Source organism: Pseudomonas sp. St29, assembly GCF_001547915.1.
Classification (GTDB): domain Bacteria; phylum Pseudomonadota; class Gammaproteobacteria; order Pseudomonadales; family Pseudomonadaceae; genus Aquipseudomonas.
On the sequence record NZ_AP014628.1, the window covers coordinates 4,445,351 to 4,468,235 of the forward strand.

Here is a 22,885-nt window from a genome sequence, read left to right on the forward strand (position 1 = left end):
ATAAGAAAGCCCCTTCCTACTTGTAGGAAGGGGCTCTTTAACGAAGTTAAAACTTCGCAGTTGCTTGTACGACTACACCAATAACCCGGCACTCATCGCTGTAGAGCATCTTCGGATAAGTGGGATTGAGTGGTACCAGATAACGCTGACCGCCCTCTTGTACCAACTTGCGGAAGATCGCCTCGTCATTCCCCGGACACTGCACGACCAGCAACTTCCCAGGCTCGGCAGCAACGGCCGGATCCACCAGGATCAGCATGCCCTGGCTGATGCTCAGACCGCTTGGCGCGATCATCGCGTCACCGACCACCACCAGCCAGAAGGCTGCCCCCTGCGCCTGATAATCGGAAAGCTCATAACGCTCGGGGACATAGGCCGACTGGCCACTTTCCCGGACTTCTCCGACCACCCGCCAGTCACTGACCGGATAACGGAAATACGGGTTGTACTTGTGCTGCAAGGACGGCTCGTCCACCAAGGGTTCGCCATCATCGCCGAGCATGGGTTTCTCGCGGACCACCAGGGCAACTTCAAGAAAGCCCATGCCGATCTCTTCAAGCACCCGATTCATGTCTTCGATTTTCGGCTGGCGACGCTTGCTCAGCCAATGACCGATACCACCTTGAGACATGCCCAGACGCTCGGCGAGTTTTTCCTGTGTGACCTTGCGGCCTTTCATGTTGGCTTTAACCAACTCGATCCATTTGTCCATGGGCCGAACAATACGTTGTGTATTTCCCGCCTCAACACACAAGTTGTAGTATTTGAAATCTCGTCACAATTACAATACGTATTAACATCGTTCCTACCCCTCTCTCCTAATCTCAATCAGGGCAGAACACTTCATGAACACAAGCAGCAAGGATGTGCAGGAATTCGATACAGAGGCCACATTGAACGCGCTCAAGGATAGCGATGCGGCACGACGAGCGATGGACTACTACTTGAAACCCGCCATTACCGGACCAAGCAAGGAGGAAAAGTTTTTCGAGATCAGGCGCAGCCTGAGCAGTGAGGAAGCCATGATCCATGCATCCGATCTATTGCGCTGCGCAGCGGCCACCGCGTATGACGCAGCCAACCATCTGCAAGGCGCCAACCGTGACCTGGCGTTTTCGGTGGTGCACATGATCGACCTGGCCAAGGCCCTGGTGGACAAGTGCCTGGAGTGCCAGCGTTGTGGGTCAAGCTAGGAGGCATGCGCCCTTCCCCACAGGAGGGTGGACAAGAGGGCAAGGCAAAAGGGGAGGATTATTTACCGGGACACGAAGAAAATCATTTGACTTGCAAATGATAATGATTATTATTGCAGGCAACTGATCGCGAGATCGGTCGATAATCCAAAGGACCTTAGGTCGGACCTTTGGATTATCTCCTCATCAGGCTAATCACGGTTTTTGACCCGGCTTTTTGCCGGGTCTTTTTTTTGCCAGTTTTTCTGGCTTGGCTTCAGGCTAATGAAGACGTGGGTGCTGCTAAAAATAATGGCCGCGATGATAGCAAAAGAATGTCCTTTTGCAAGTCAGCACCTGGCGCCATGCTCCGGGTAAAGAAAAAAGTAGCGCTTGAGAATCAATCGCATAGCCACTAAGCTGCTTCGGCGTCAAGGACGACGCCCCCCTTCTATTACCCTCTCCAGTGTGTAGAGTGACGGTCATAACAATCCTGTACAGGAGCCGAACATGACCGTGGGCAATCACGCTTCGTTTCAAATCACTGCCGATTTCGACAGTGGCAACATCAAGGTGCTGGACATCAGCAATCCACTGCAGGCCCTGCTGGCCATCCGCCCGGATACCCAGAGCCCGCATTTCCAGTGGTTTCACTTCAAGGTCAGCGGCCTGCATGTCGGCCAGGAACACTGGTTCCGCCTGACCAATGCCAGCCAGTCCTCCTACAACAAGGCCTGGACCGGCTACCAGGCTGTCGCCTCCTATGACCATGTGAACTGGTTTCGCGTACCGACGATCTTCGAAGGCGACGCGCTGCGCTTCAATCTGGAAGCCACCCAGACCCACGCCTGGTTCGCCTATTTCGAACCCTACAGCCGCGGGCGCCACGACTGGCTGATCGACCAGGCCTTGAGCAAGGCAGGGGCCCAATTGCTGGCGGTGGGCAAAAGCGTCGAGGGCCGGGATATCCAGCTGCTGCGCAAGGGCAGCGGCGAGCAAGGCCGGCGCAAGCTGTGGATCATCGCCCAGCAGCACCCCGGCGAGCATATGGCCGAGTGGTTCATGGAGGGGGCGATCGAGCGCCTGCAGCATCGGGACGACCCGCAACTTAATGCACTGCTGGCCAAGGCCGACCTGTACCTGGTGCCGAACATGAACCCGGATGGCGCGTTCCATGGCCACCTGCGGACCAACGCCAAGGGCCAGGACCTGAATCGCGCCTGGCAGAACGCCAGTCAGGAGCTCAGCCCCGAAGTGCTGTTCGTCCAGCAGCAGATGGAAAAGTACGGCGTCGACCTGTTCCTCGATGTGCACGGCGATGAAGAGATTCCCTACGTGTTCACCGCCGGCTGCGAAGGCAACCCGGGCTACACACCACGCCTGGCGGCACTCGAAGAGCAGTTCCGCAGCCACCTGAAGCACCAGACCCGGGATTTCCAGACCACCCACGGTTACGCCCGGGACAATCCCGGAGCGGCCAACATGACCCTGGCCTGCAACGCCGTCGGGGAAAAATACGACTGCCTGTCATTGACCCTGGAGATGCCCTTCAAGGATCACGACGATGCCCCCAACCCGGTAACCGGCTGGTCGGGCAAGCGCTCCATGCAACTGGGCAAGGATGTATTGAGTACCCTCGCCGATCTGGTAGACAGCCTGCGCTAGGCCATCCCGACGACTGCGGGAAGCGCTCCCGCAGTCGTCATGCGCTCACGACGCCGGCACCCGCAGGCAATCGTCGGGCCCCAGCAAGCGCCCATCCGCCGTACGCAGTTCCAGAGCCGGCAGCGGTTGCCCGGTTTCCCGGTCGACCATTCGCGAATGCGCCTCGCCTTCCTTGTAGAAAAACGCCTCGCCCCATTGGCGCAAACCGATGATCAGAGGAAACAGCCCCCTGCCCTTCTCCGTCAGCACGTACTCCTGATAGGCACTGCCATCGGAGGCCGGCACAACCGCCAGCACCCCATGTTCCACCAAGGTCCGCAGGCGCGTGGCGAGAATGTTCTTGGCCATGCCCAGATTGCGCTGGAACTCGCCAAAACGGCGGATGCCGTCAAAGGCATCACGCACGATCAGTAACGACCACCAGTCACCAATGGCGTCCAATGAACGAGCCACCGGGCACTCGGCATCTTGCAGGCTAGTACGTTTGACCATGCTGGGAGTTCTCCAAACGGGCAGCGGAAAAGTGGTTGCAATATAAAACCACGATCACTACCGTACAACTGGTTTCATAACAAAACCATATACGGAGTCCGCCATGTCATCTGAATCCTCAACCCCTTCGCCACTTTCAGCCAAGGTGGTGCTGTTGTTCGCCGTGGCCTGCGGGCTGGCGGTGGGCAACGTGTACTACGCCCAACCGCTGCTGGACGCCATGGCCCAGGCCTTCGACCTGGCGCCGGCCACGGTGGGCATCGTCATCACCCTGACTCAGGTGGGTTACGGCCTGGGCCTGCTGTTGCTGGTGCCCCTGGGCGACCTGCTCAATCGCCGGCGCTTGATCGTCAGCCAGACCCTGCTATCGGTCCTGGCCCTGTCGACGGTGGCCTTGGCCCCCAACAGTGCCTGGCTGTTGCTGGGCATGACCTGCACCGGCCTGCTGGCGGTCGTGACCCAGGTGCTGGTGGCCTATGCCGCCCACCTGACGCCGGTCGCTCAGCGCGGACGGGTGGTGGGCATGGTCACCAGCGGCATCGTGGTGGGCATTCTCCTGGCCCGCACCGTGGCCGGGACCATGGCCGATCTGGCGGGCTGGCGCTCGGTGTACCTGCTCTCGGCCGGACTGACCCTGCTGGTGGCCCTGGCCTTGTGGAAAGTGCTGCCGACCGCGGAACAGCCACCCACGGTGCAACGCTACGGGCAACTGCTCGGCTCCCTGTTGCTGTTGTTCAAGGAGGAAAAGGTCCTGCGCGACCGGGCGGTCCTGGCCATGCTGATCTTCGCTGCCGGCACGGTGCTATGGACCCCACTGGTGCTGCCCCTGAGCGCCCCACCGCTGTCGCTGTCACACACCCAGATCGGCCTGTTTGGCCTGGCCGGCGCCGCAGGCGCCCTGGGCGCGGCACGGGCCGGGCACCTGGCGGATCGCGGGTTGGCGCAATGGACCAGCGGCCTGGCACTGGCGCTGATGCTGCTGTCCTGGTTGCCCCTGGCCTTGACCCAATCCTCCCTGTGGGCCCTGCTCCTGGGGGTGATCACCTTCGACCTGGGCCTACAGGCGGTACACGTCACCAGCCAGAGCCTGATCTACAGCGTGCGGCCCCATGCCCAGAGCCGCCTGGCGGCCGGTTACATGCTGTTCTACTCGGCCGGCAGCGCCGGCGGCTCCATCGCCGCCACCGCCACCTATGCCTGGGCCGGCTGGACCGGAGTGTGCCTGCTGGGCGCGGCCATCAACGGCGTGGCACTGCTCTACTGGCTGTGGAGCCTGAACCCCGGACAACACCCGGCCACGGCGCCCGATGCCCGCTCGGCGCGCCCATAGCGGGTTCGTCCGAACGTGCTTTCCCCTTCAGCCCCGCGGCTGCTTTGCACCAGCTCGTCAGCATGGCGCGGCCGGCCCGGGCAAGACCGAGCAACAGTGCCTCGGACGGACGGCGAAATCAGTGGCGCGACGGTTTCTAGAACCCCACATCCAGCACCACGTTGTCGACATAGGTGCCGGCCGGCGGGGTGCTCTGGTCGGTATAGATCCGGGCGTTGTAGTTGAAGATCTGGCTGCCGGTGCCCAGGCCGTTGCCCGGGTTGACCTCGGCATCGGTACTGGAGCGCCGGGCACCGCCGACACTGCCCCAGCGAGTGTTGCCGGCACTCTTGAAGATGTCATAGGCCAGGTAGTTGCCACTGGAAATCATCCGCCGCCGACCACCCGCGCTCACCGGCTGCTGGCCATCGCTCAAACCCACGGTATAGGCACTGCCCTTGGTGCAGGCCAGGTTGATGGTCTGCCCGGTCACCGTGGCAAAGGCGCTGACCACCGGCGCACTGCCGAAGCTGATGTTGGGCGCGGTGATCACGCAATCGTTGGACACCGTCATGTTGACCGTCAGGGCCTGGGTGCCGCTGCCGATGTCGCGGCCCAGGCAGGCCCCCAGGGCGCCGATCCCGGCGCAGTAGTTCCAGCTCCAGAAGATGCTCAGGTTCTCGGTGTAGATCCCGGCCGCCACGTTGCTGCCGGTGATGGTCCCCATGTAGATCGGCACGGTCTTGGCCACGGTCGGGCTGCCCAGCAGCCCCAGCAGATCGATGATCGAGTTGCGGGCAAAGTCGAACTGCACCCCCCGAGTGATCGGGTAGCTGGTGCTGTTGTTGGCGTACAGGGTGTAGCCGATGACATCGCCGGTGGGGCCGACCAGGCCGCTGGTGGTGGACGTGATGGTGGCGTAGAAGTGGTCGCTGCTGGCCAGCAGGCTCAGCAGCGAGCCGGTGCAGCTCAGGCCGGCATTGGTGGTGGAGGCCGGCTGCGAAGTGGTGCGCACCAGGATCGAGCTGAGCGTGCCGAACCCCGCCGGCGCGGTACTGACCGTGGTGCACAGCGCCTGGGCCGACAGCGCCAGCATGCTGGCCAAGAGTCCCGCCATTGCCTGTCGCCAGCCCTTGAATCTGCCCACGCCTCGCCCTCCCTTGCGCCTTGATCCTGCCGTTACTGACAGACCAGCGGGCCGATCAGCGGCACCTGCTGCTGTTGCAGATCCATGTCGAACTGCGCATGACAGCGCTGGCCATCGGCCAGGCCGACTTCCAGGCTGTTGTGTTGCGCAAGGTTCTCCAGATACACCAGCCCATCCCAGCCGACCACCGCCCGGGCCCCGCTCGGCTGGTGCGTCACGCTGCTCCCCAGAGGCAACTCCCGTTGCTGGGCATCCACCAGTACCACGCTGGCGGCGATCACCCGGGCCAGGGGAAATTCCAGCAGATAGCCGCTGCCCCGGCGTACCGCCACCCGCTGCTCGACATTCGGACTCTGCACGTTGGCCGGCAGGTTCAGCGGATCGATCTCGTACTTGCCCCGGTAGTAGGCGCTGCTCCAGGGCACCAGCAGGTGGCCGCTGGCGTCGGTCCGGCCCACCAACTGGTTTTCATAGCGCACCGGTATGTCCGGGTAGCCGCCGGTACTGACCACCACGAAGGCGTCGTCGATCTGGTTGGCGGCGAACACCTGACGGTCCATCCACACCAGCGAACCACTGGCATCGGCCCAGCGAGTCTCGGCTTCGCGGGTGCCATAGACCCCGGCTTGCAGGCGCACCGACTGCAGGCGCCAGGTGGCATCCGCCTGCCGATAGTCGGCGCCGTCGCCGGTGGCATACCCCAGGTTGTAACCAACACCGCCGTCAAGCGGCACCGAGCGACTGAAATTGACCCGCTGGCGGTTTTCCCCGGTCTTGCTGCGCTCGTTGCTCAGGCTCAGGCTGCCGTGCAGATCGAAGGGAATCACCAGTTGTGCCTGCATGGCCCACTGGCTGTCGCCGATTTCCCGGTTGGCCGACAGGTAGAAACTGCTGTTGTGCCACAGCGGTTTGCTCCAGGTCAGATTGAGCAAGCGGGTGCGGCTCGAATCGGCGGCCAGCACATCGAAATAACCGGCCCCCAGGCTGCCGTAACGCTCCAGATTGAGGCTCAGGGTCAGTTGCTCGCTGCGCTGGCTGAGGCGGGTGTAGGGGCTGTCGAGCAGACTCAGGTCGGCGTACTGGTCGCGACGCTGCATGCGCTGGTAGGCCAGGCTGAAACGCTGGTTGTTGTACTGGTAGCCGAAGCTGAACTGCTGGCCGCTACTGCCGTCGAAGCGGCTCTGGCTGAGCGCGGTATTGAGCACGCCGAACTGCCCCAGGCGCAGGTTGCCGCCCAATCCGCCCAGCGTCAGGGAGTCCGCGGCTTCGGCATGGGCCTCAAGGGTCAGGCTGTCGCTCAGGCCATGGCGCAGGCTGCCGGAAGCGACGCCCGGGCCATAGCCGAAATCACGCAAGCTGTAGTCGCGACGCAGGTTGCCTGCGGCCAGCGAGAAATCCGTCAGGCCCTGGTGCAGCAAGGTGCTGGTGACGTAGAACGGCACCGTGGTCGACACCTGCCGTCCCAGGGCATCGGTGGTCACCACCACCGCCTCTCCCGCGCCGTTGATGAAGGGAATGTTGGTCAGGGTATAGGGACCGGGTTGCAACTCGCTGCTGCTGGCCTTGTAGCCGTTGATGAACAGGTCCAGCGAGGACGGCACCGCCGCTTCCCCGGCAAACTGCGGCAAGGGATAGGTCACCAGGTCCGGACGCACGGCAAAGTCCCGCGACAGCTGGACCCCGCCCAGGCGCACCGAACTGCTCCAGGGCAAGGCACTGCTCACCACATCACCCGCCTCGTAGGTCAGCAGGCGCTCCTCATCGGAAAAACGCCAAGTGGTGTCGTAGCGCCGATAGCCATTGTTCAGCGAAGCGCTCTCAACCCCGGACAGGGTCCGCCGGTACTGCCCGGTATTGGACAAGGTGCCCCAGGTGTCGAACAGCCGCACTTCGTTCCAGGCCGCCAGGTACGTGCCGCCGTCGTCGGTGTCATTGAGGTACAGGTCATAGTTGAGCAGCGCGCCGAAACTGCTCAGCGCCGGGGTGCGCGGATAGGCCTGGCGACTGCCGATGAACTGCTCCGGCAGCCAGTCCGGCGGCACATCCAGCAGCAAGCGCTGGCCCTGGCTGTCGTAATCGCTGTGCAGCTGCGGCAGGCTCTCCAGATCCACCTCGCTGCCCAGCCCCTGCGGCAGCTTGATCCCGGCCTCCTGCAGCGTCTGCAGCGGCATGAACAGTCGTCCGGCGCGCTGCTCCACCGCCACCACCTTGCCCGTGTTCATCCGATTGATCACCAACTCCAGAAACAACTGCGCATCGGCCATCGACTCCAGGCTGCTGGGCGGCGGCGGTAACTCGCCGGCCTGGAGCGGACCACTCAGCATCACGCCCCACAGACCGGCCAGCAGCCCTTGCAAGCGCCAGAAACGACGAGCCGGATCCCGGCTCATGGCGGATTCAAGTCCATCTATGGACATCTCCATCCCAAGGCGAATGCGCCATCGCGCTCACAGCCGTGCGTAGCTCTGCCCGATCGCCCTCTTGCCGAGCGCCACGCCGCGGCTGTGGATCAGCGAGCAGGCGCCAGAGCCTGTACCTGCGACGCACCGTTGATCCGCAACTGCAGGGTCGCGTCGGCCGCCAGGGGCTCCGTCAGCGGCCAGCGCATCACCGCGCCGGGCAAGACATAGCCCAGCAGGCCCGGCGCCAGCGGCCGGGTCTGTGTCCCCTGCCTGAACCCGACATCGGTCAGGCGCGCATGCACCGCGCCCTGATTGCGCAATTCGAGGAACGTCTTGCCGTCCACCGCCACCTTGCGCCAGCTCAGGTCGGGTACGCCGGCGCCCTTGGGATCGCGCTGGCGGGTGGTGTCTTCCTTGCTCCAGAGTCCTGCGCCATAGGCGAACAGCGGCACCGAGTAGCGCATCTGGAAACGAATCGCCGCAGCGCTCTTGGCACCGTCCTGGGGGGTGATGGGTTGGGCCGAGGGAATCTCGTCGATGATGATCCGATACGCCAGCTCCTGCCCCGGCGGTACGTCGCGGGTGCGGGTCAGGCGCACCAGTTGCTTCTGCCCGGGCTCGATCTTCGCCAGCGGCGGGCTGCCGATGACCTCGCGCTGATTCTGGTACTGATCGGCAAAGCCGCTCTGACTCCAGGCAAAGACCCGGATCTGCAGGTTGGCAGTCTCGGTGCCGCGGTTTTCCAGCCATAGGGCGCTGGCCTGCTGATCCGCCTCCAGCACCGGATCGATCGGCCAGATCAGCACCGAGCTGGCGGCCTGTACCGCGGGCACACCGGACAGCAGCCCGGCCAGTGTCAAGTAACGGGTGGCCTGCAGGCCCCGCAAAAGTAAATGCATACTGCTACTCCTTGTCCGCCTGCCGGCTGATGGTCGATTCGCCCCTTCACCACGACAGCTGCACCTGCAGCACGTCGCTGTACGTTCCCCCAGGCTGATTGCCCGGCAACTGCACCTGCCCGTAGATCGGCAGGCTGATGTTATTGGCATCGCTATACGCCACGGCCACGCTCTGGCCGATCCCCAGGCTCTGGCTGTACCCCGCATCGCGGAACAGCTCATAGGCGACCAGGGAACTGCCGCTGCTGATCCGCATGTGCCGCCCGCTGCTGTTGTACTGGCCGCCGTCCACCGTCATGTTCAGGGTCACCCCCGGGGTGCACTGCAACTGCACGCCAGCGCTCAGCGCCACCCTGACCGTGCTGGTGGACAACGCCGACTGGCTGCCGAACGCCAGACTGCCGTAGTTGCTGACACCGCCCACCACCAGGCAGCCGGCGGTGATGGTGGCGCTGACCTGGAAGCTCTGGCTGGTGGCGGCACTGGTCCACGCCGGCCAGGCACCGGCACAGATCAGGGCCAGCAGCGCACATCCGGGGCGGGCCATGGCATCAGAAGGTCAGTTGCACGGACACCGTATCGGTGTAGGTGCCGGCCGGCAGCCCGGCCTTGCCCACTGCCTGGCCGTAGAGGTTGACGGTCTGCGCCACCCCGGTGCTCGGTGCCAGGTTGATCACCCCATTGATCGCCACGATCTGCGAGTGCCCGGAGTCGGTGTACAGGTCGTAAGGCACGTAGTTGGCCACGCCGTCGAACAGCGCCCGGGTGCCGCCGCTGGACTTGCCGTCATTGCTGCCGCCCTGGATGGTCAGGCTTGGGGTGGTGCCGCTGGAGCAGAGAATCGACAGCGCCCCGCCACCCCCGCCCAGCACCTGGCCGGTGGCCGTGGTGAACAGGCTGTTGGTGGTGCCGAAGTTCAAGGCGCCGAAGTTCAGGCCGGTGCTGCCGCCGACGCCGTTGACCTGGCAGCTGCTGGTGAGGATCAGGGTCGAACTGATCTGCCCGGTGACCGTGGTGGCGGCGTTGACCGTTGAGGCCATGACCAGCCCCAGCAAGGGCCAGCCGATTCTCGATACAAGCGCGTGCATGATGTACGTCCTCTCATGGTTACCAATCCAGCGTGATGGTCAGGGTGTCGGTGTAGACCCCTGCCGGAACCGCGCGGGTATTCGCGACCACCGAGCCGAACACCGGAATGGGAATCCGCCTGCCGCTGCTCACTGCGAAATTGCGCTGCTGACCGATGCTGTAGCTGTCGCTACCGGATGCATCGACGAACAATCGATAGGGAATGGTCTGGCGCCCGTTGCTCAGGCGCCGGGTCGTGCCGTCGCCATTGAGGCCGCCATTGATGGTCACGGTGAACCCGGTGACCGAGGGATTGCAGGCCACCTGCAAGCGACCTTCGGCGCTGTCGGTCAGGCTGGCCTTGATCGGGTTGACCCAGGTCGGACCTTGCCGGCCGAAATCGAGCAGGCCCAGGTCGCTGACAGGCGCGGCAACGGGATCGCTGCCGGCACTGCTCACCTGGCAACTGGCCAGGATCACCAGGCGCGCCTGAATCTGTCCGCTGATCGCCGCCTGGGCGTCATCGGCCAGCAGGCACAGCGAACCCAAGGCGATGATCGTCCAGTTCCTGCCCTTCATTGCTGCCATCCCGGTTCCATCAGGACTCCCACCCGAGCCGTCCATCGTCGACGGCTTTCCCTGTTCTGCCCGGGATCCCCCGCAGCAGTCGTCATGGCCCTGCCTTCACCAGCTCAGGGTCACCTTCAATAGATCGGAATAGCCTCCGGCCCGGGGTATCTCGGCCAGGGGCTCGATGCGCCCGTAGAGGGGCAGATCCACGCTGCCGGAATCCGGCACGCGGCCGCTGACCGGGACATTCACCGGCAAGGGTATGCGCCGGGCCGGGTCCTGGTACAGACGATAAGGAATGGGTTTGCCCGGCCAGCGGTTGCTGGCCAGATAACGCACGTCGCCGATGCCGCCATGCAGGCCGCCATCGACGCGCAGTTGATAGGGCGTATCGGGATTGCACTCCAGCCGCGGCCGGCGGCCACTGGGCAGCGCAGCGGTCAAGGGCCCCTCGGCGTCATCCAAACGCGCGCTGCTGCCGAAATCCAGGGTGCCGAGCTGTTCGATACCGGCCTCGCGCTGTTGCCCCAGCAACTGGCAGCCACGCAGCACATCGACCCGGACCTGCACCTGCAGATCCGCGGCCCCTGCCGTCGCGCAGAGCAACGCGCTCATGACTGCCATCCCCTGGTATCCATTCAAGGCCTCAATCCTTGTGAGAAGCATTTGCTGCAATCAGGTTAGCAAGCAGCAGGGAAACCGCCAGTTTGCGTATTAATTGGCCGGACTCCGGTCCATCCGCCCCTCGCATCCAAGCGATGCTCTTTAGAGATCGCTGGTCGACAGGTTTCCTATTGGTTAAATTGTCGCGCCGCTTTTAAGGTGAGCGGCCCGGAATCATCGAGGTAACCGCTCTTGGCCGCTCTACCGCCAAAACCTGCATCGACCCGCTCTCCCTGGCGTCGCCTGTTCGCCAGGCCCGCGCACCGTCAGAGCGCTGCCGGTGCGGTCATCCGCGACTACTTTCGCCACAGGGCCCAGGACCTGGGCTACACCCTGAGCCACAGCCAGCTGCGGGTGATCGACTGCATGGCCCAGCAGGCCGAAGGCCTGGCGCACTTCCCCGGCAAGGCCCAGAGCCTGTACCTGTACGGCGCCGTCGGCCGAGGCAAGAGCTGGCTGCTGGACGGCTTCTTCCGCGCCCTGCCCATCGCGGAAAAACAGCGCCTGCACTTCCATGACTTCTTCGCTCAACTGCACCAGGGCATGTTCCGCCACCAGCAACAGGCCGATGCCCTGGAGACCACCCTGGACGAGCTGCTCAAAGAGTGCCGGGTGCTGTGTTTCGATGAGTTCCATGTCCACGACATCGGCGATGCCATGCTCATCACCCGGCTGTTCAAGGCCTTGTTCAAACGCGGCATCACCCTGCTGGTCACGTCCAACTACGCGCCCGAAGGCCTGCTGCCCAATCCGCTGTACCACGCCCGTTTCAAGCCGGTGATCGAGCTGATCCAGCAGCGCATGCACGTCATGGAAGTCGGCGGCCCCCACGACTACCGCAGCCAGGCCAGGACCCACGAGCAGCAGGTCTTCACCCAGGGATGCTATGTGTGGCCCGGCACCCCGGCCCAGCGCCAGGCCCTGGAACTGCCGGAACGCCACGCCCCGGCGCAGCCACTGAGCGTGGGCGCGCGACAATTGACCGTGCGCCAGATCCAGCAGCGCAGCATCCGTTTTGAATTCAACGATCTGTGCGAACAGCCCACGGCCGTCATGGACTACCTGGAACTGAGCCGCCGCTTCGATACCTGGATCATCGACGAACTGCCCGAACTGGGAGAATGCTCGATCGCCGCCCAGCAGCGCTTCATCAACCTGATCGACGTGCTCTACGACCAGGACAAACGCCTGCTGCTGATCGGCCAGCGCCCCCTGCGCGACAGTCTGGGCGGCCATGCCATCGACCTGGCCCGCACCCGCAGCCGTCTCGGGCAACTGCGGGAAATCGGTCCCGAACATGCACTGGGCTGAACCGCCACCGATAGGTAGGAAAATGTTGCCCATCACCTTTTTCGCGCTCTTAGAGCGGCACCTGAACGACTCAACACTCGAACATCCGCCGTTGTTCGGCCTGGAGGCGTTCTCTGCCGACGAGCTCGCGGCAAAGGGCTATGAACTGATCGGCGATCCGGCGGACTTTCACTTCTACGAAAAAAGCCATACGACGGTTTACCACCGACGGGCGCAGGAAGTGATCCTCAAGTGCTACTTCTTCAACCAGCAACGGCTAGGCAGCGGCTTCAGCATTGTTCGCGGCGTGCGCCTTGGCTCCTTGCTCAGGCACTGCAAACGTCTGGAGCAAAAAGGCAAGGGCATCCGCCCGAACCTGGCCTGGTATTTCTCGGACGACAAGCAAGAAGGCGCCGTGATCCTCAATGACCGGCATGTCATGCGTTTCAACCAATGGAGCCACAAGGGCGCCTATCAGGTGGCAACCCTGGAGAGCGACTTCGACTCCGGCAACCCGCTGGGCCGGGCCGCCACGCGTTCGGTCAAGCACACCTTTGAGCACCACAGCCTGGAGTCGATGCGCAAAGAGGCCCGCAACGCCAGGCAACCGGGTGCATTTCGCAGGCTGCTCGGAGCGATTCACAATGGCATTTGATCGCGATGAGCTCTATCGACTGGCTGCTGGTCTTTTGCGGGCCCTGCAGGATGGAGACCCGGCAGGGTTGTCGGCGTTTGGTGTCAGCCGGGCCATGTATGAGGAGATCACCGAAGAGCTGGAACACTCGGGGGAACAGCTTGCGCACCTGTCGATGCCTCCTTGTGAGATCGCCGGCCAAGCGGACCGCACCGGCAGGGTTGCCCTGGACATTTACCCGCTGCAGGCCGATCCGCACACCCTGAGAATGGCCTGCCAGCTGTGGTCCAAAGGCCAGAAGACCGAGCTCACGCTGATTGCCGACTACCGGGAACAACAGCGGCAGGCCGCCCTGACCTTCAGGCTGCTGGAAACCCAGTAACCCTCGCCCCAGGACAACCCACCGCCCAGGCAGCAAAACCGGCCGATCTGCTTTATCCTCCCCGCCCTTGTCCTTCATTCGAGTGTTGACGCTGTTCATGGATACCCTTGCTCAACTGCGGGCCGGCCAGCTGGCCGGAATCAAGCGCCTGGACCTGTCCTGTGGACTGACCGAGTTCCCCCGGGAGATCTTCGATCTCGCCGACTCCCTGGAAATCCTCAACCTCAGCGGCAACGCCCTGGACAGCCTGCCCGATGACCTGCATCGCCTGAGGCGCCTGCGCATTCTGTTCTGCTCGGACAACCAGTTTCGCGAAGTGCCGGTCTGTGTCGGCCAATGCGCGCAACTGAGCATGATCGGCTTCAAGGCCAACCGTATCGAGCGAGTGCCGGCCGCCGCGCTGCCGCCGCAGTTGCGCTGGCTGATCCTCACCGACAACTGCATCAGTGAATTGCCGCACGAGCTGGGTAACCGCCCGCTGCTGCAAAAGCTCATGCTCTCCGGTAACCGCCTGACCGGGCTGCCCGAAAGCCTGAGCCAGTGCCATCGCCTGGAGCTGCTGCGGATCGCCGCCAACCAACTGAGCGAACTGCCGCCGTTCCTCCTGGCCCTGCCGCGCCTGACCTGGCTGGCCTACGCCGGCAACCCGCTGGAATCGGAAGCCGACGCCACGGCGCTGGCCTCCACGCCGAGCATTCCCTGGAGCGAACTGAGCCTGCAACAGCGCCTGGGCGAAGGCGCCTCGGGGGTGATCCACCAAGCCCAATGGCAACCCGCCGGGCAACCGCCACGCGCGGTGGCGGTCAAGCTGTACAAGGGCGAGATGACCAGCGACGGCTCGCCGCTGCACGAAATGAACGCCTGCATCAGCGCCGGACTGCACCCGAACCTGATCCGCGTCGAAGGCCGGGTCCAGGATCATCCCCAAGGCCAGAACGGCCTGGTGATGCAGTTGATCGACACACGCTTTGCCAACCTGGCGGCGCTGCCGAGCCTGGACTCCTGCTCCCGGGACATCTACCCGGACAACGCCTGCTTCAACGCCGAGGTGACCCTGGGCATCGCCCGGGGCATCGCCTCGGTGGGTGCGCACCTGCACGCCCAGGGCATTACCCATGGCGATCTGTATGGCCACAACACCCTGTGGAATGCCCAGGGCGACTGCCTGCTGGGGGATTTTGGCGCGGCATCCTTCCATGCCCAGGACGACACCGTGCAAAGCCGCGCGCTGCAACGCCTGGAAGTGCGGGCCTTCGGCATCTTGCTGGAAGAACTGCTGGAACGTGGGGATGGTTCGCTGAGCCAGGGACAACAGCAGAAACTGACGGCGCTGGTGCAGCGCTGCTGTCAGCCAGAGGTACTGGCGCGACCGGATTTTGCCCGGGTCAGCGAGGAATTGGCGGGGCTTTAAAACAGCTTCGCCGGCCAGCCGGCTCCTACAGAGGTGTGCAGGAGCCGGCTGGCCGGCGAATCGCGGTCTTAACCCGCCAGGCCGACGAACATGTCCTGCACGTCGTCATGGTTGTCCAGGCCTTCGAGGAAGGCTTCGACTTCGGCCATCTGCTCATCGCTCAGGCCGCTGACCGGGTTCTTCGGCTGGTAGCCGAGCTTGGCCGACAACACGGTGAAACCCTGCTCGGGCAAGGCCTTTTGCACCGCGTCCAGATCCGCAGGCTCGGTGAGGAACAGGGTCGCGCCCTCCTCCCCCGGCTCGAAATCCTGGGCACCGGCCTCGATGGCGGCCAGTTCCGGATCGGCGTCCGGGCTGTCCGGCGAGGCTTCGATCATGCCCACATGGTTGAAGTCCCAGGACACCGAACCCGAAGCGCCCAGCTGGCCCTTGCGGAAGGCCACGCGGATTTCCGCCACGGTGCGGTTGATGTTGTCGGTCACGCATTCAACGATCAGCGGCACCTGGTGCGGGGCAAAACCTTCGTAGGTCACGCGGTGGTACTGCACGGTCTCGCCGAGCTGGCCCGAGCCTTTCTTGATGGCACGCTCAAGGGTCTCACGCGGCATCGAAGCCTTTTTCGCCTGTTCCACCACCAGCCGCAGGTGGGCGTTGGTGGCGACGTCAGCGCCGTTACGTGCGGCGATGGTGATCTCTTTCACCAGCTTGCCGAAAATCTTGCCCTTGGCGTTGGCTGCCGCTTCTTTGTGTTTAACCTTCCACTGTGCGCCCATTACTCACTCTCTTGATCTATGGCGTCGAGTTGGATTTGGCCGACGCGATGGGCAAGTTTATACGTCCTCAAGGCCCTGATCGACCAAAAAGTCAGTATCCGGCCGCCGCTCTGCCGGCCTCAGCCCCGGTCGGCCTGAGCGGTGCAGGCGATCACTCGGGTCTGTGCCATGGCAAGCGGGTGCCAACCCGCGGGGGACAGATCAGGCGGGAGCCAGGGCGAAAAAGGCCTGGATCAGGCGCAGGTCACGTCGTCGCTCGATGCAGCCGAGCATGTGCCGGTTGACCAGGCCCGCGCCGCGAATCGGCACCGTTCGCACCCGCGGGTCGTGGCCGACTTCCGCCGAGCTGACGACGCCCACCCCCAATTGCGCCGCCACCGCCTCGGTCACCGCTTCGCGACTGTCCAGCTCCAGCAGCACCCGCGGCTGGACCTTGGCCAGCGCGCAGGCTTCATCGAAGGTCCGGCGGGTGATCGAACCGGGTTCGCGCAGCACCATGATCACCTGGTCCAGTTGTTCGAGGGCGATGCCGTCGGCCAGCGCCAGCCAGGGGTGGCCTGCGGGCACCAGGGCACAGACTCGCGACTCCCCCAGGCTTTGCAGGTACAGGCCCTTGCGCGGTTCAACCTCGGTCAGCACCGCCACGTCGGCGTGCTCGGACAGCAAGGCGGCCAGGGTTTCCTGGGCATTGCCCAGGCGCAGGTTGACCGTCACCCCCGGATATCGCGCCCGCAGGCTGGCCAGCATCGGCATCACCAGGTGCGGGCCGTCGGCCGCCACCTCCAGGCGCCCGGTCAGCAATTGCCGGTTGGCCTCAAGCAGCGCCTGGGCCTCCTCCGCCAGGCCGAACATGGCACGGGTGATGGCCGCCAGCTTGATGCCTTCCTCAGTCAGTTCCACCCTGCGCGCGGTGCGCCGCAGCAGGGTGATCTGGTAATGCTCTTCCAGGGCCTTGATATGCCCGGTCACCGCCGGCTGGCTGATGAACAACCGCCCGGCCGCCCGGGTGAAGCTGCCTTCACGGGCCACGGCGTCGAATGCGCGCAGTTGAAACAGGTTCATAGCTATCGGCCTCACTGATGTCTGGCATAACAACAAACAATTTGATTGATGACAAGGCAAACTGCAATTTAGTCCCCGTAGCGTCACCCCCATCTTTTCGAGGACACCCCATGAGCGTCGCCGAGCCCATCCTGCTGACCCCCGGTCCCCTGACCACCTCCGCCCGCACCCGCCAGGCAATGCTGGTGGACTGGGGCTCATGGGATGAGCGCTTCAACCAACTGACCGCCAGCCTGTGCCGGCAACTGCTGGCCATCGTCAACGGCGCCGAGAGCCACCACTGCGTGCCCCTGCAGGGCAGCGGCACGTTCGCCGTGGAAGCGGCCATCGGCACCCTGGTGCCCCGCGACGGCAAGGTCCTGGTGCTGATCAACGGCGCCTACGGCAAGCGCCTGGCGAAGATCTGCGAAGTGCTCGGCCGGGATTTCAGCACCTTCGAAACCGCCGAAGACCAGCCCACCACCGCCGCCGACGTCGAGCGCCTGCTCCAGGCCGACCGCGCCATCAGCCACGTGGCACTGATCCACTGCGAAACCAGCACCGGCATCCTCAACCCGCTGCCGGAGATCGCCCGGGTGGTGGCCGACCACGGCAAGCGCCTGATCATCGACGCCATGAGCTCCTTTGGAGCGCTGCCCATCGATGCCCGGCACCTCCCCTTCGACGCGCTGATCGCCGCCTCCGGCAAATGCCTGGAAGGGGTGCCCGGCCTGGGCTTTGTCCTGGCCGACAAACACTCCCTGGCCCAGGCCGCCGGCAACGCCCACTCCCTGGCCATGGACTTGCACGACCAGCACGACTACATGGCCAGGACCGGCCAGTGGCGCTTCACCCCGCCGACCCACGTGGTGGCCGCGCTGCACGAAGCCCTGCTGCAATACAACGAGCAAGGCGGCCTGCCGGCGCGTCATGCACGCTACGCCGACAACTGCCGGGCGCTGCTGCAGGGCATGGGCGCACTGGGCTTGCAGAGCTTTCTGCCGGAGGCGATCCAGGCGCCGATCATCGTCACCTTCCACGCCCCGAAAGACCCGCGCTATCAGTTCAAGGACTTCTACGAACGGGTCAAGCGCAACGGATTCATCCTCTACCCGGGCAAGCTGACCCAGGTCGAAACCTTCCGCGTGGGCTGCATCGGCCATGTCGACCGCCACGGCATGCAGGCCGCGGTGAGCGCCATCGGCGAAGTCCTGCGGGAGATGCAAGTCCTCGACCTCTGACGCCACCGCGTCCCTGGAGGAGCGAGCGTGCTCGCGAATCAGGCGCCGCGATCCCCGAACCTTTTTTCGCGAGCACGCTCGCTCCTACAACAGGCACTGCAACCATGAACTACAGCACCCCCACCCAGCTGCAAGCCGCCATCCTCGACTGGGCCGGCACCGTGGTCGACTTCGGCTCCTTCGCCCCGACCCAGATCTTTGTCGAAGCCTTCGCCGAGTTCGATGTGCAGGTGTCCATTGAAGAAGCCCGCGGCCCCATGGGCATGGGCAAGTGGGACCACATCCGCACCTTGTGCGACCTGCCGCAGGTGGCCGAACGCTATCGCCAAGTCTTCGGCCGCACCCCGAGCGACGCCGACGTCACCGCCATCTATGAGCGTTTCATGCCGCTGCAGATCGACAAGATCGCCGAACACTCGGCGCTGATCCCCGGGGCCCTGGAGGTGATCGCCACGCTGCGCGAGCAGGGCCTCAAGATCGGTTCCTGCTCCGGTTACCCCAAGCAGGTGATGGACAAGGTGGTGGCCCTGGCCGCGACCAACGGCTACGTCGCCGACCATGTGGTGGCCACCGACGAGGTGCCCAACGGCCGCCCCTGGCCGGCCCAGGCCCTGGCCAACGTGATCGCCCTGGGCATCGACGATGTCGGCGCCTGCGTGAAGATCGACGACACCGTGCCAGGCATTCTCGAAGGCCGCCGCGCCGGCATGTGGACCGTGGCCCTGATCTGCTCGGGCAACGCCCTGGGCCTGACCTATGAAGCCTACCGGGCCCTGTCCAGCGACGCCCTGGCCTGCGAGCGCCAGCGCATCCACGCGCTGTTCGAGGCCTCGCGCCCGCACTACATGATCGACACCATCGCCGACCTGCCCGAGGTCATCGCCGATATCAACCGGCGCCTGGCCCGAGGGGAAATGCCCCAGAACCATTGATCAGGCGCTGGGGCGGGCCAGGACGGCGGTGCCAGGAGCATCGCCGTTCTTTTTCGGTCCTATGGGCGCCAACGCTCTGGCACGGGCCACAAAAGCCACAAGCGGCTCAGGCAAACCCGGGGAAAGCGGATTACAGTTACAGCACTCCGTCATTAAGAACGGAGGCTTCAGACCTGATGACCGAGGATGTCCCGTATGCCCTGGAAAAACACTGAGTCGCGCTACAGCACCATGACGATCACCTTGCACTGGCTGATGCTGGTGTTGCTGGCGGTGGTTTACGCCTGTATCGAATTTCGCGGCATCTTTCCCAAGGGCAGTGGTGGTCGCACGCTGATTGTCGAAGCCCACTTCATGCTCGGCCTGACCGTGTTTGCGCTGGTCTGGCTGCGTCTGTTCGCCCGTGCCCAGGGCGTGGCGCCGAAGATCCTGCCCACCCCGCCGCAGTGGCAACGGCTATTGTCGACCCTGATGCACTGGGCGCTGTACCTGTTCATGATCGCCATGCCGATCCTCGGCTGGCTGACCACCAGCGCCAAGGGCCATCAAGTGATGTTCTACGGTTTCGACCTGCCGCTGCTGGTGCAAGAGAACAAGACCCAGGCCAAGCAGTTCCAGGGCTGGCACGAACTGCTGGGCAGCCTCGGTTACTGGCTGATCGGCCTGCATGCCCTGGCCGGGCTCTATCACCACTACGTGATGCGCGACAACACCCTGCAACGCATGTGGCGCCAGCGCGGTCAGGCCTGAGCCTGCAGCGCGCGGCGGCCCTGCAAGCCGCCGCTGTGCACGAAGACCAATCGGCAACCCGGCGCAAAGCGCCCGGCCATTACCTGCTCCTGCAAGGCCAGCAGGGCCTTGCCGGTGTACAACGGCTCCAATGGCAGCGCGCACTGCTGCTCGGTGAGCCGGATAAACCCGCGCAACGCGTCGTCGACCCTGGCAAAACCGCCACGGCTGCTGTCCAGCAACTGATAACCGCCGCGCCCCTGTCCGGCCTCCTGCAAAATGCCCTCGACCTGCTGCGCCACACCGTGATCCTCGGGCACCGCCAGCGCGCCATACACCGGGTGTGCCCCGGCCTCCGCCAGCACCAGCCCGGCCAGGGTGGTGCCGGTCCCGGCGGCCAGCCACCAAGCGTGATAGTCGTTCCAGCCCAGGCTCGGCAACTGCCGCTGCACCTGATCGCGCAAGGTCATGCAGCCCGTGGCACCGGCCAGCCCACCGCCGCCTTCAGGCACCGGGTACAACGCCGGGTAGCGGGCCTGCCAGGGCGCCCAGAAACCGGGCGCATGGCGTTCGCGGTAACCGGCGTAGCCCAGCCAGTGCAGGCGCATGCCGAACGCCTGCAGGTCGAGCACCGTTGGCGTGTCCTGTGGATGGCCACGCAACAGGCCCACGGTGGGAAAGGCAAAACGCCGGCCGGCGGCGGCCAGCGCATGCAAGTGATTGGAATGGGCGCCGCCGAGGCTGATGACGCCCTGAGCGCCCAGGCTGCGGGCCGTCGCCAGGTGTTCGGTGAGCTTGAACCATTTGTTGCCGCTGATCAGCGGATCGATCAGGTCCAGGCGCAATACCGCCACCTCGACCCCGGCCCGGGACAGCCAGTCCAGCTCCAGCCGTTGCAGCGGAGCCTGGGGTAACCAGTCGAAGGATTCGGGGAAGGACATCGGTAGCGGGTTCGGCAAAGAAGGGAGCGCAGTCTACCAGCCCGAAACGCTGGCAGACTGCCCCCCCTAGGCGTTACAGCTCGGCCGCCAGACGCGAACCCTGGTTGATGGCGCGCTTGGCGTCCAGCTCGGCGGCCACATCGGCACCGCCAATCAGGTGCACGTTCTGCCCTGCCGCCAGCAAGCCGTCCTGCAGCTCGCGCAGCGGGTCCTGACCGGCACAGATGACGATGTTGTCCACCGCCAGCACCTGGGGCTCACCCGCTTCGCCGATCCGAATGTGCAGGCCGGCATCGTCGATCTTCAGGTACTCGACGCTATTGAGCATCTGCACCTGCTTGTTCTTCAGCCCGGTGCGGTGAATCCAGCCGGTGGTCTTGCCCAGGCCGTCGCCGACCTTGGATTTCTTGCGCTGCAACAGGAACACCTGACGCGCCGGTGCGTGGGGCTCGGCCTTGATTCCGGCCACGCCGCCACGGGCCTGGAGCTGGGTATCGATGCCCCACTCCTTCCAGAACGCCTCGCGGTCCTGGCTGGTGGCCACGCCCTGATGCACCAGGAACTCGGAAACGTCGAAGCCGATACCCCCTGCCCCGATCACCGCCACGCTCTTGCCCACCGGCTTGCGCTCCAGCAGCACGTCCAGGTAGCTGAGGACCTTGGGGTGCTCCACGCCCGGGATCGCCGGTGTGCGCGGAGCAATGCCGGTGGCCAGGATGATTTCATCGAAACCGCCGGCCACCAGCTGTGCCACATCCACCCGGGTGTCGAGGCACAGCTCGACATGGGTGGTCTGCAGCTTGCGCTTGAAGTAACGCAGGGTTTCGTAGAACTCTTCCTTGCCCGGCACCCGCTTGGCGATGTTGAACTGGCCACCGATCTCGCTGGCGGAGTCGAACAGGGTCACCTGATGCCCGCGTTCGGCGGCCACGGTGGCGGCGGACAGGCCCGCCGGGCCGGCACCGACCACGGCAATTTTCTTGATCTGCTTGACCGGCAGGTAGTTGAGCTCGGTCTCGTGGCAGGCCCGAGGGTTGACCAGGCAACTGGTGAGCTTGCCGCCGAAGGTGTGGTCCAGGCAGGCCTGGTTGCAGCCGATGCAGGTGTTGATCTCGTCGGCGCGGCCTTCAGCGGCCTTGTTGACGAAATCCGGGTCGGCCAGGAACGGCCGGGCCATGGACACCATGTCGGCATCGCCCTCGGCGAGGATCTGCTCGGCGATGTCCGGGGTATTGATGCGGTTGGTGGTGATCAGCGGAATGCTCACCGAACCCCGCAGCTTGGCCGTGACCTTGCTGAACGCGGCCCGCGGCACCTTGGTGGCGATGGTCGGGATCCGCGCTTCGTGCCAGCCGATCCCGGTGTTGATGAGGGTCGCGCCGGCCCGCTCGATGGCCTGGGCCAGTTGCACGATCTCTTCCCAGGTGCTGCCGCCCTCCACCAGGTCGAGCATCGACAGGCGGAAAATGATGATGAAGTTCGGGCCTACCGCCTCACGCACCCGGCGGACGATTTCCACCGGCAGGCGCATGCGGTTTTCATAGCTGCCGCCCCAGCGGTCGGTTCGATGGTTGGTATGGGCGGCCAGGAACTGGTTAATGAAATACCCTTCCGAACCCATGATCTCGACGCCGTCGTACTCGGCCTTCTGGGCCAGGGTCGAACAGGTGACGAAGTCGCGGATCTGCTTCTCGATGCCTTCCTCATCCAGCTCCTTGGGCTTGAACGGGTTGATCGGCGCCTGAATCGCGCTGGGTGCCACCTGCTTGGGGCTGTAGGCATAGCGCCCGGCGTGGAGGATCTGCATGCAGATCTTGCCGCCGGCCTCGTGCACTGCGCGGGTCACGATCTGGTGCTTGAGCGCCTCTTCTTCGGTGGTCAGCTTGGCGGCGCCGGAATACACCCCGCCCTCATCGTTGGGGCCGATGCCGCCGGTGACCATCAGGCCCACGCCGCCCCGGGCGCGCTCGGCAAAATACGCCGCCATGCGCTCGAAGCCGCCGGGTTTCTCTTCCAGACCGGTGTGCATGGACCCCATCAGGGTGCGGTTGCGCAGGGTGGTGAAACCCAGGTCGAGGGGGGCCAGCAAATGCGGGTAAGGTGCTCCAGCCATGGTGTCACTCC

23 protein-coding genes are annotated in these 22,885 nt (G+C 64.4%); 10 read left to right on the top strand and 13 right to left on the bottom strand.

Going from position 1 to position 22,885, the window contains the following annotated elements; genetic code table 11:
* Positions 1–46 precede the first annotated feature (46 nt).
* Complete coding sequence (locus tag PST29_RS19670; RefSeq protein ID WP_060840163.1) at positions 47–712, bottom strand: LexA family protein; 666 nt, start codon at positions 710–712, stop codon at positions 47–49.
* A 133-nt stretch (positions 713–845) separates the two neighbouring features.
* Here PST29_RS19670 and PST29_RS19675 point away from each other — a divergent pair, with 133 nt between their 5' ends.
* Both PST29_RS19675 and PST29_RS19680 read left to right on the top strand, forming a co-directional pair.
* Positions 846–1,193, top strand: a complete 348-nt coding sequence (locus PST29_RS19675; RefSeq protein WP_060844119.1) for a DUF6124 family protein — start codon at positions 846–848, stop codon at positions 1,191–1,193.
* Between the two features lie 489 nt (positions 1,194–1,682).
* Positions 1,683–2,837: a M14 family metallopeptidase gene (locus PST29_RS19680; protein WP_060844120.1), complete on the top strand. Its 1,155-nt coding sequence runs from the start codon at positions 1,683–1,685 to the stop codon at positions 2,835–2,837.
* Positions 2,838–2,882: 45 nt separating this feature from the next.
* On the opposite strand, the gene PST29_RS19685 is transcribed toward PST29_RS19680, so the two are convergent.
* The gene (locus PST29_RS19685) at positions 2,883–3,329 is read right to left on the bottom strand and encodes a winged helix-turn-helix transcriptional regulator (protein ID WP_060840166.1); all 447 of its coding nucleotides are present in this window, start codon (positions 3,327–3,329) and stop codon (positions 2,883–2,885) included.
* A gap of 103 nt (positions 3,330–3,432) precedes the next feature.
* Here PST29_RS19685 and PST29_RS19690 point away from each other — a divergent pair, with 103 nt between their 5' ends.
* Positions 3,433–4,659, top strand: a complete 1,227-nt coding sequence (locus PST29_RS19690) for an MFS transporter (RefSeq protein ID WP_060844121.1) — start codon at positions 3,433–3,435, stop codon at positions 4,657–4,659.
* Between the two features lie 136 nt (positions 4,660–4,795).
* Here the strand turns inward: PST29_RS19690 and PST29_RS19695 are convergent, their stop codons facing one another.
* From PST29_RS19695 to PST29_RS19725, 7 genes are all read right to left on the bottom strand, one after another.
* Positions 4,796–5,755, bottom strand: coding sequence for a Csu type fimbrial protein (locus PST29_RS19695; RefSeq protein WP_060840168.1), 960 nt, complete (start codon positions 5,753–5,755; stop codon positions 4,796–4,798).
* 62 nt (positions 5,756–5,817) lie between these two features.
* A complete protein-coding gene (locus PST29_RS19700; protein WP_060844122.1) occupies positions 5,818–8,175 on the bottom strand; it encodes a fimbria/pilus outer membrane usher protein in 2,358 nt (785 codons plus the stop codon).
* A gap of 119 nt (positions 8,176–8,294) precedes the next feature.
* Complete coding sequence (locus PST29_RS19705) at positions 8,295–9,086, bottom strand: fimbrial biogenesis chaperone (RefSeq protein WP_060840170.1); 792 nt, start codon at positions 9,084–9,086, stop codon at positions 8,295–8,297.
* A 46-nt stretch (positions 9,087–9,132) separates the two neighbouring features.
* Positions 9,133–9,633 (bottom strand): Csu type fimbrial protein, encoded by a 501-nt coding sequence (locus PST29_RS19710; RefSeq protein WP_060844123.1) that lies wholly within the window; start codon positions 9,631–9,633, stop codon positions 9,133–9,135.
* 4 nt (positions 9,634–9,637) lie between these two features.
* Positions 9,638–10,174: a Csu type fimbrial protein gene (locus tag PST29_RS19715; protein WP_060840172.1), complete on the bottom strand. Its 537-nt coding sequence runs from the start codon at positions 10,172–10,174 to the stop codon at positions 9,638–9,640.
* Positions 10,175–10,193: 19 nt separating this feature from the next.
* Positions 10,194–10,733: a Csu type fimbrial protein gene (locus tag PST29_RS19720; protein WP_060840173.1), complete on the bottom strand. Its 540-nt coding sequence runs from the start codon at positions 10,731–10,733 to the stop codon at positions 10,194–10,196.
* 105 nt (positions 10,734–10,838) lie between these two features.
* Positions 10,839–11,348: a Csu type fimbrial protein gene (locus PST29_RS19725; protein ID WP_442966368.1), complete on the bottom strand. Its 510-nt coding sequence runs from the start codon at positions 11,346–11,348 to the stop codon at positions 10,839–10,841.
* A gap of 231 nt (positions 11,349–11,579) precedes the next feature.
* Between PST29_RS19725 and zapE the strand changes: the two genes are divergently transcribed.
* The 4 genes from zapE to PST29_RS19745 all read left to right on the top strand — a co-directional run bounded on the left by zapE (position 11,580) and on the right by PST29_RS19745 (position 15,104).
* The gene (zapE, locus tag PST29_RS19730; RefSeq protein WP_060844125.1) at positions 11,580–12,698 is read left to right on the top strand and encodes a cell division protein ZapE; all 1,119 of its coding nucleotides are present in this window, start codon (positions 11,580–11,582) and stop codon (positions 12,696–12,698) included.
* Complete coding sequence (locus PST29_RS19735; RefSeq protein WP_173664418.1) at positions 12,685–13,332, top strand: hypothetical protein; 648 nt, start codon at positions 12,685–12,687, stop codon at positions 13,330–13,332. The genes zapE and PST29_RS19735 overlap by 14 nt, the downstream gene beginning before the upstream one ends.
* On the top strand, positions 13,322–13,693 hold the full coding sequence (locus tag PST29_RS19740) for a hypothetical protein (RefSeq protein ID WP_060844127.1): 372 nt from the start codon (positions 13,322–13,324) through the stop codon (positions 13,691–13,693). Before PST29_RS19735 ends, PST29_RS19740 begins: the two co-directional genes overlap by 11 nt.
* A 97-nt stretch (positions 13,694–13,790) precedes the next feature.
* Entirely contained in the window at positions 13,791–15,104 is a 1,314-nt protein-coding gene (locus tag PST29_RS19745) for a leucine-rich repeat-containing protein kinase family protein (RefSeq protein WP_060844128.1), read from the top strand.
* 68 nt (positions 15,105–15,172) lie between these two features.
* Here the strand turns inward: PST29_RS19745 and PST29_RS19750 are convergent, their stop codons facing one another.
* Positions 15,173–15,877: a YebC/PmpR family DNA-binding transcriptional regulator gene (locus PST29_RS19750; protein ID WP_060840179.1), complete on the bottom strand. Its 705-nt coding sequence runs from the start codon at positions 15,875–15,877 to the stop codon at positions 15,173–15,175.
* Between the two features lie 201 nt (positions 15,878–16,078).
* Positions 16,079–16,939: a LysR substrate-binding domain-containing protein gene (locus PST29_RS19755; protein ID WP_060840180.1), complete on the bottom strand. Its 861-nt coding sequence runs from the start codon at positions 16,937–16,939 to the stop codon at positions 16,079–16,081.
* A 110-nt stretch (positions 16,940–17,049) separates the two neighbouring features.
* Between PST29_RS19755 and PST29_RS19760 the strand changes: the two genes are divergently transcribed.
* The 3 genes from PST29_RS19760 to PST29_RS19770 all read left to right on the top strand — a co-directional run bounded on the left by PST29_RS19760 (position 17,050) and on the right by PST29_RS19770 (position 19,841).
* Entirely contained in the window at positions 17,050–18,159 is a 1,110-nt protein-coding gene (locus tag PST29_RS19760; protein WP_060844129.1) for a 2-aminoethylphosphonate--pyruvate transaminase, read from the top strand.
* A 104-nt stretch (positions 18,160–18,263) separates the two neighbouring features.
* Positions 18,264–19,091, top strand: coding sequence for a phosphonoacetaldehyde hydrolase (gene phnX / locus PST29_RS19765; RefSeq protein WP_060844130.1), 828 nt, complete (start codon positions 18,264–18,266; stop codon positions 19,089–19,091).
* 195 nt (positions 19,092–19,286) lie between these two features.
* Positions 19,287–19,841 (top strand): cytochrome b, encoded by a 555-nt coding sequence (locus tag PST29_RS19770; RefSeq protein ID WP_060844131.1) that lies wholly within the window; start codon positions 19,287–19,289, stop codon positions 19,839–19,841.
* On the opposite strand, the gene PST29_RS19775 is transcribed toward PST29_RS19770, so the two are convergent.
* Positions 19,832–20,761, bottom strand: a complete 930-nt coding sequence (locus PST29_RS19775; RefSeq protein WP_060840184.1) for a 1-aminocyclopropane-1-carboxylate deaminase/D-cysteine desulfhydrase — start codon at positions 20,759–20,761, stop codon at positions 19,832–19,834. The genes PST29_RS19770 and PST29_RS19775 overlap by 10 nt on opposite strands.
* A gap of 73 nt (positions 20,762–20,834) precedes the next feature.
* Complete coding sequence (locus PST29_RS19780) at positions 20,835–22,874, bottom strand: NADPH-dependent 2,4-dienoyl-CoA reductase (protein ID WP_060844132.1); 2,040 nt, start codon at positions 22,872–22,874, stop codon at positions 20,835–20,837.
* Positions 22,875–22,885: the final 11 nt, after the last annotated feature.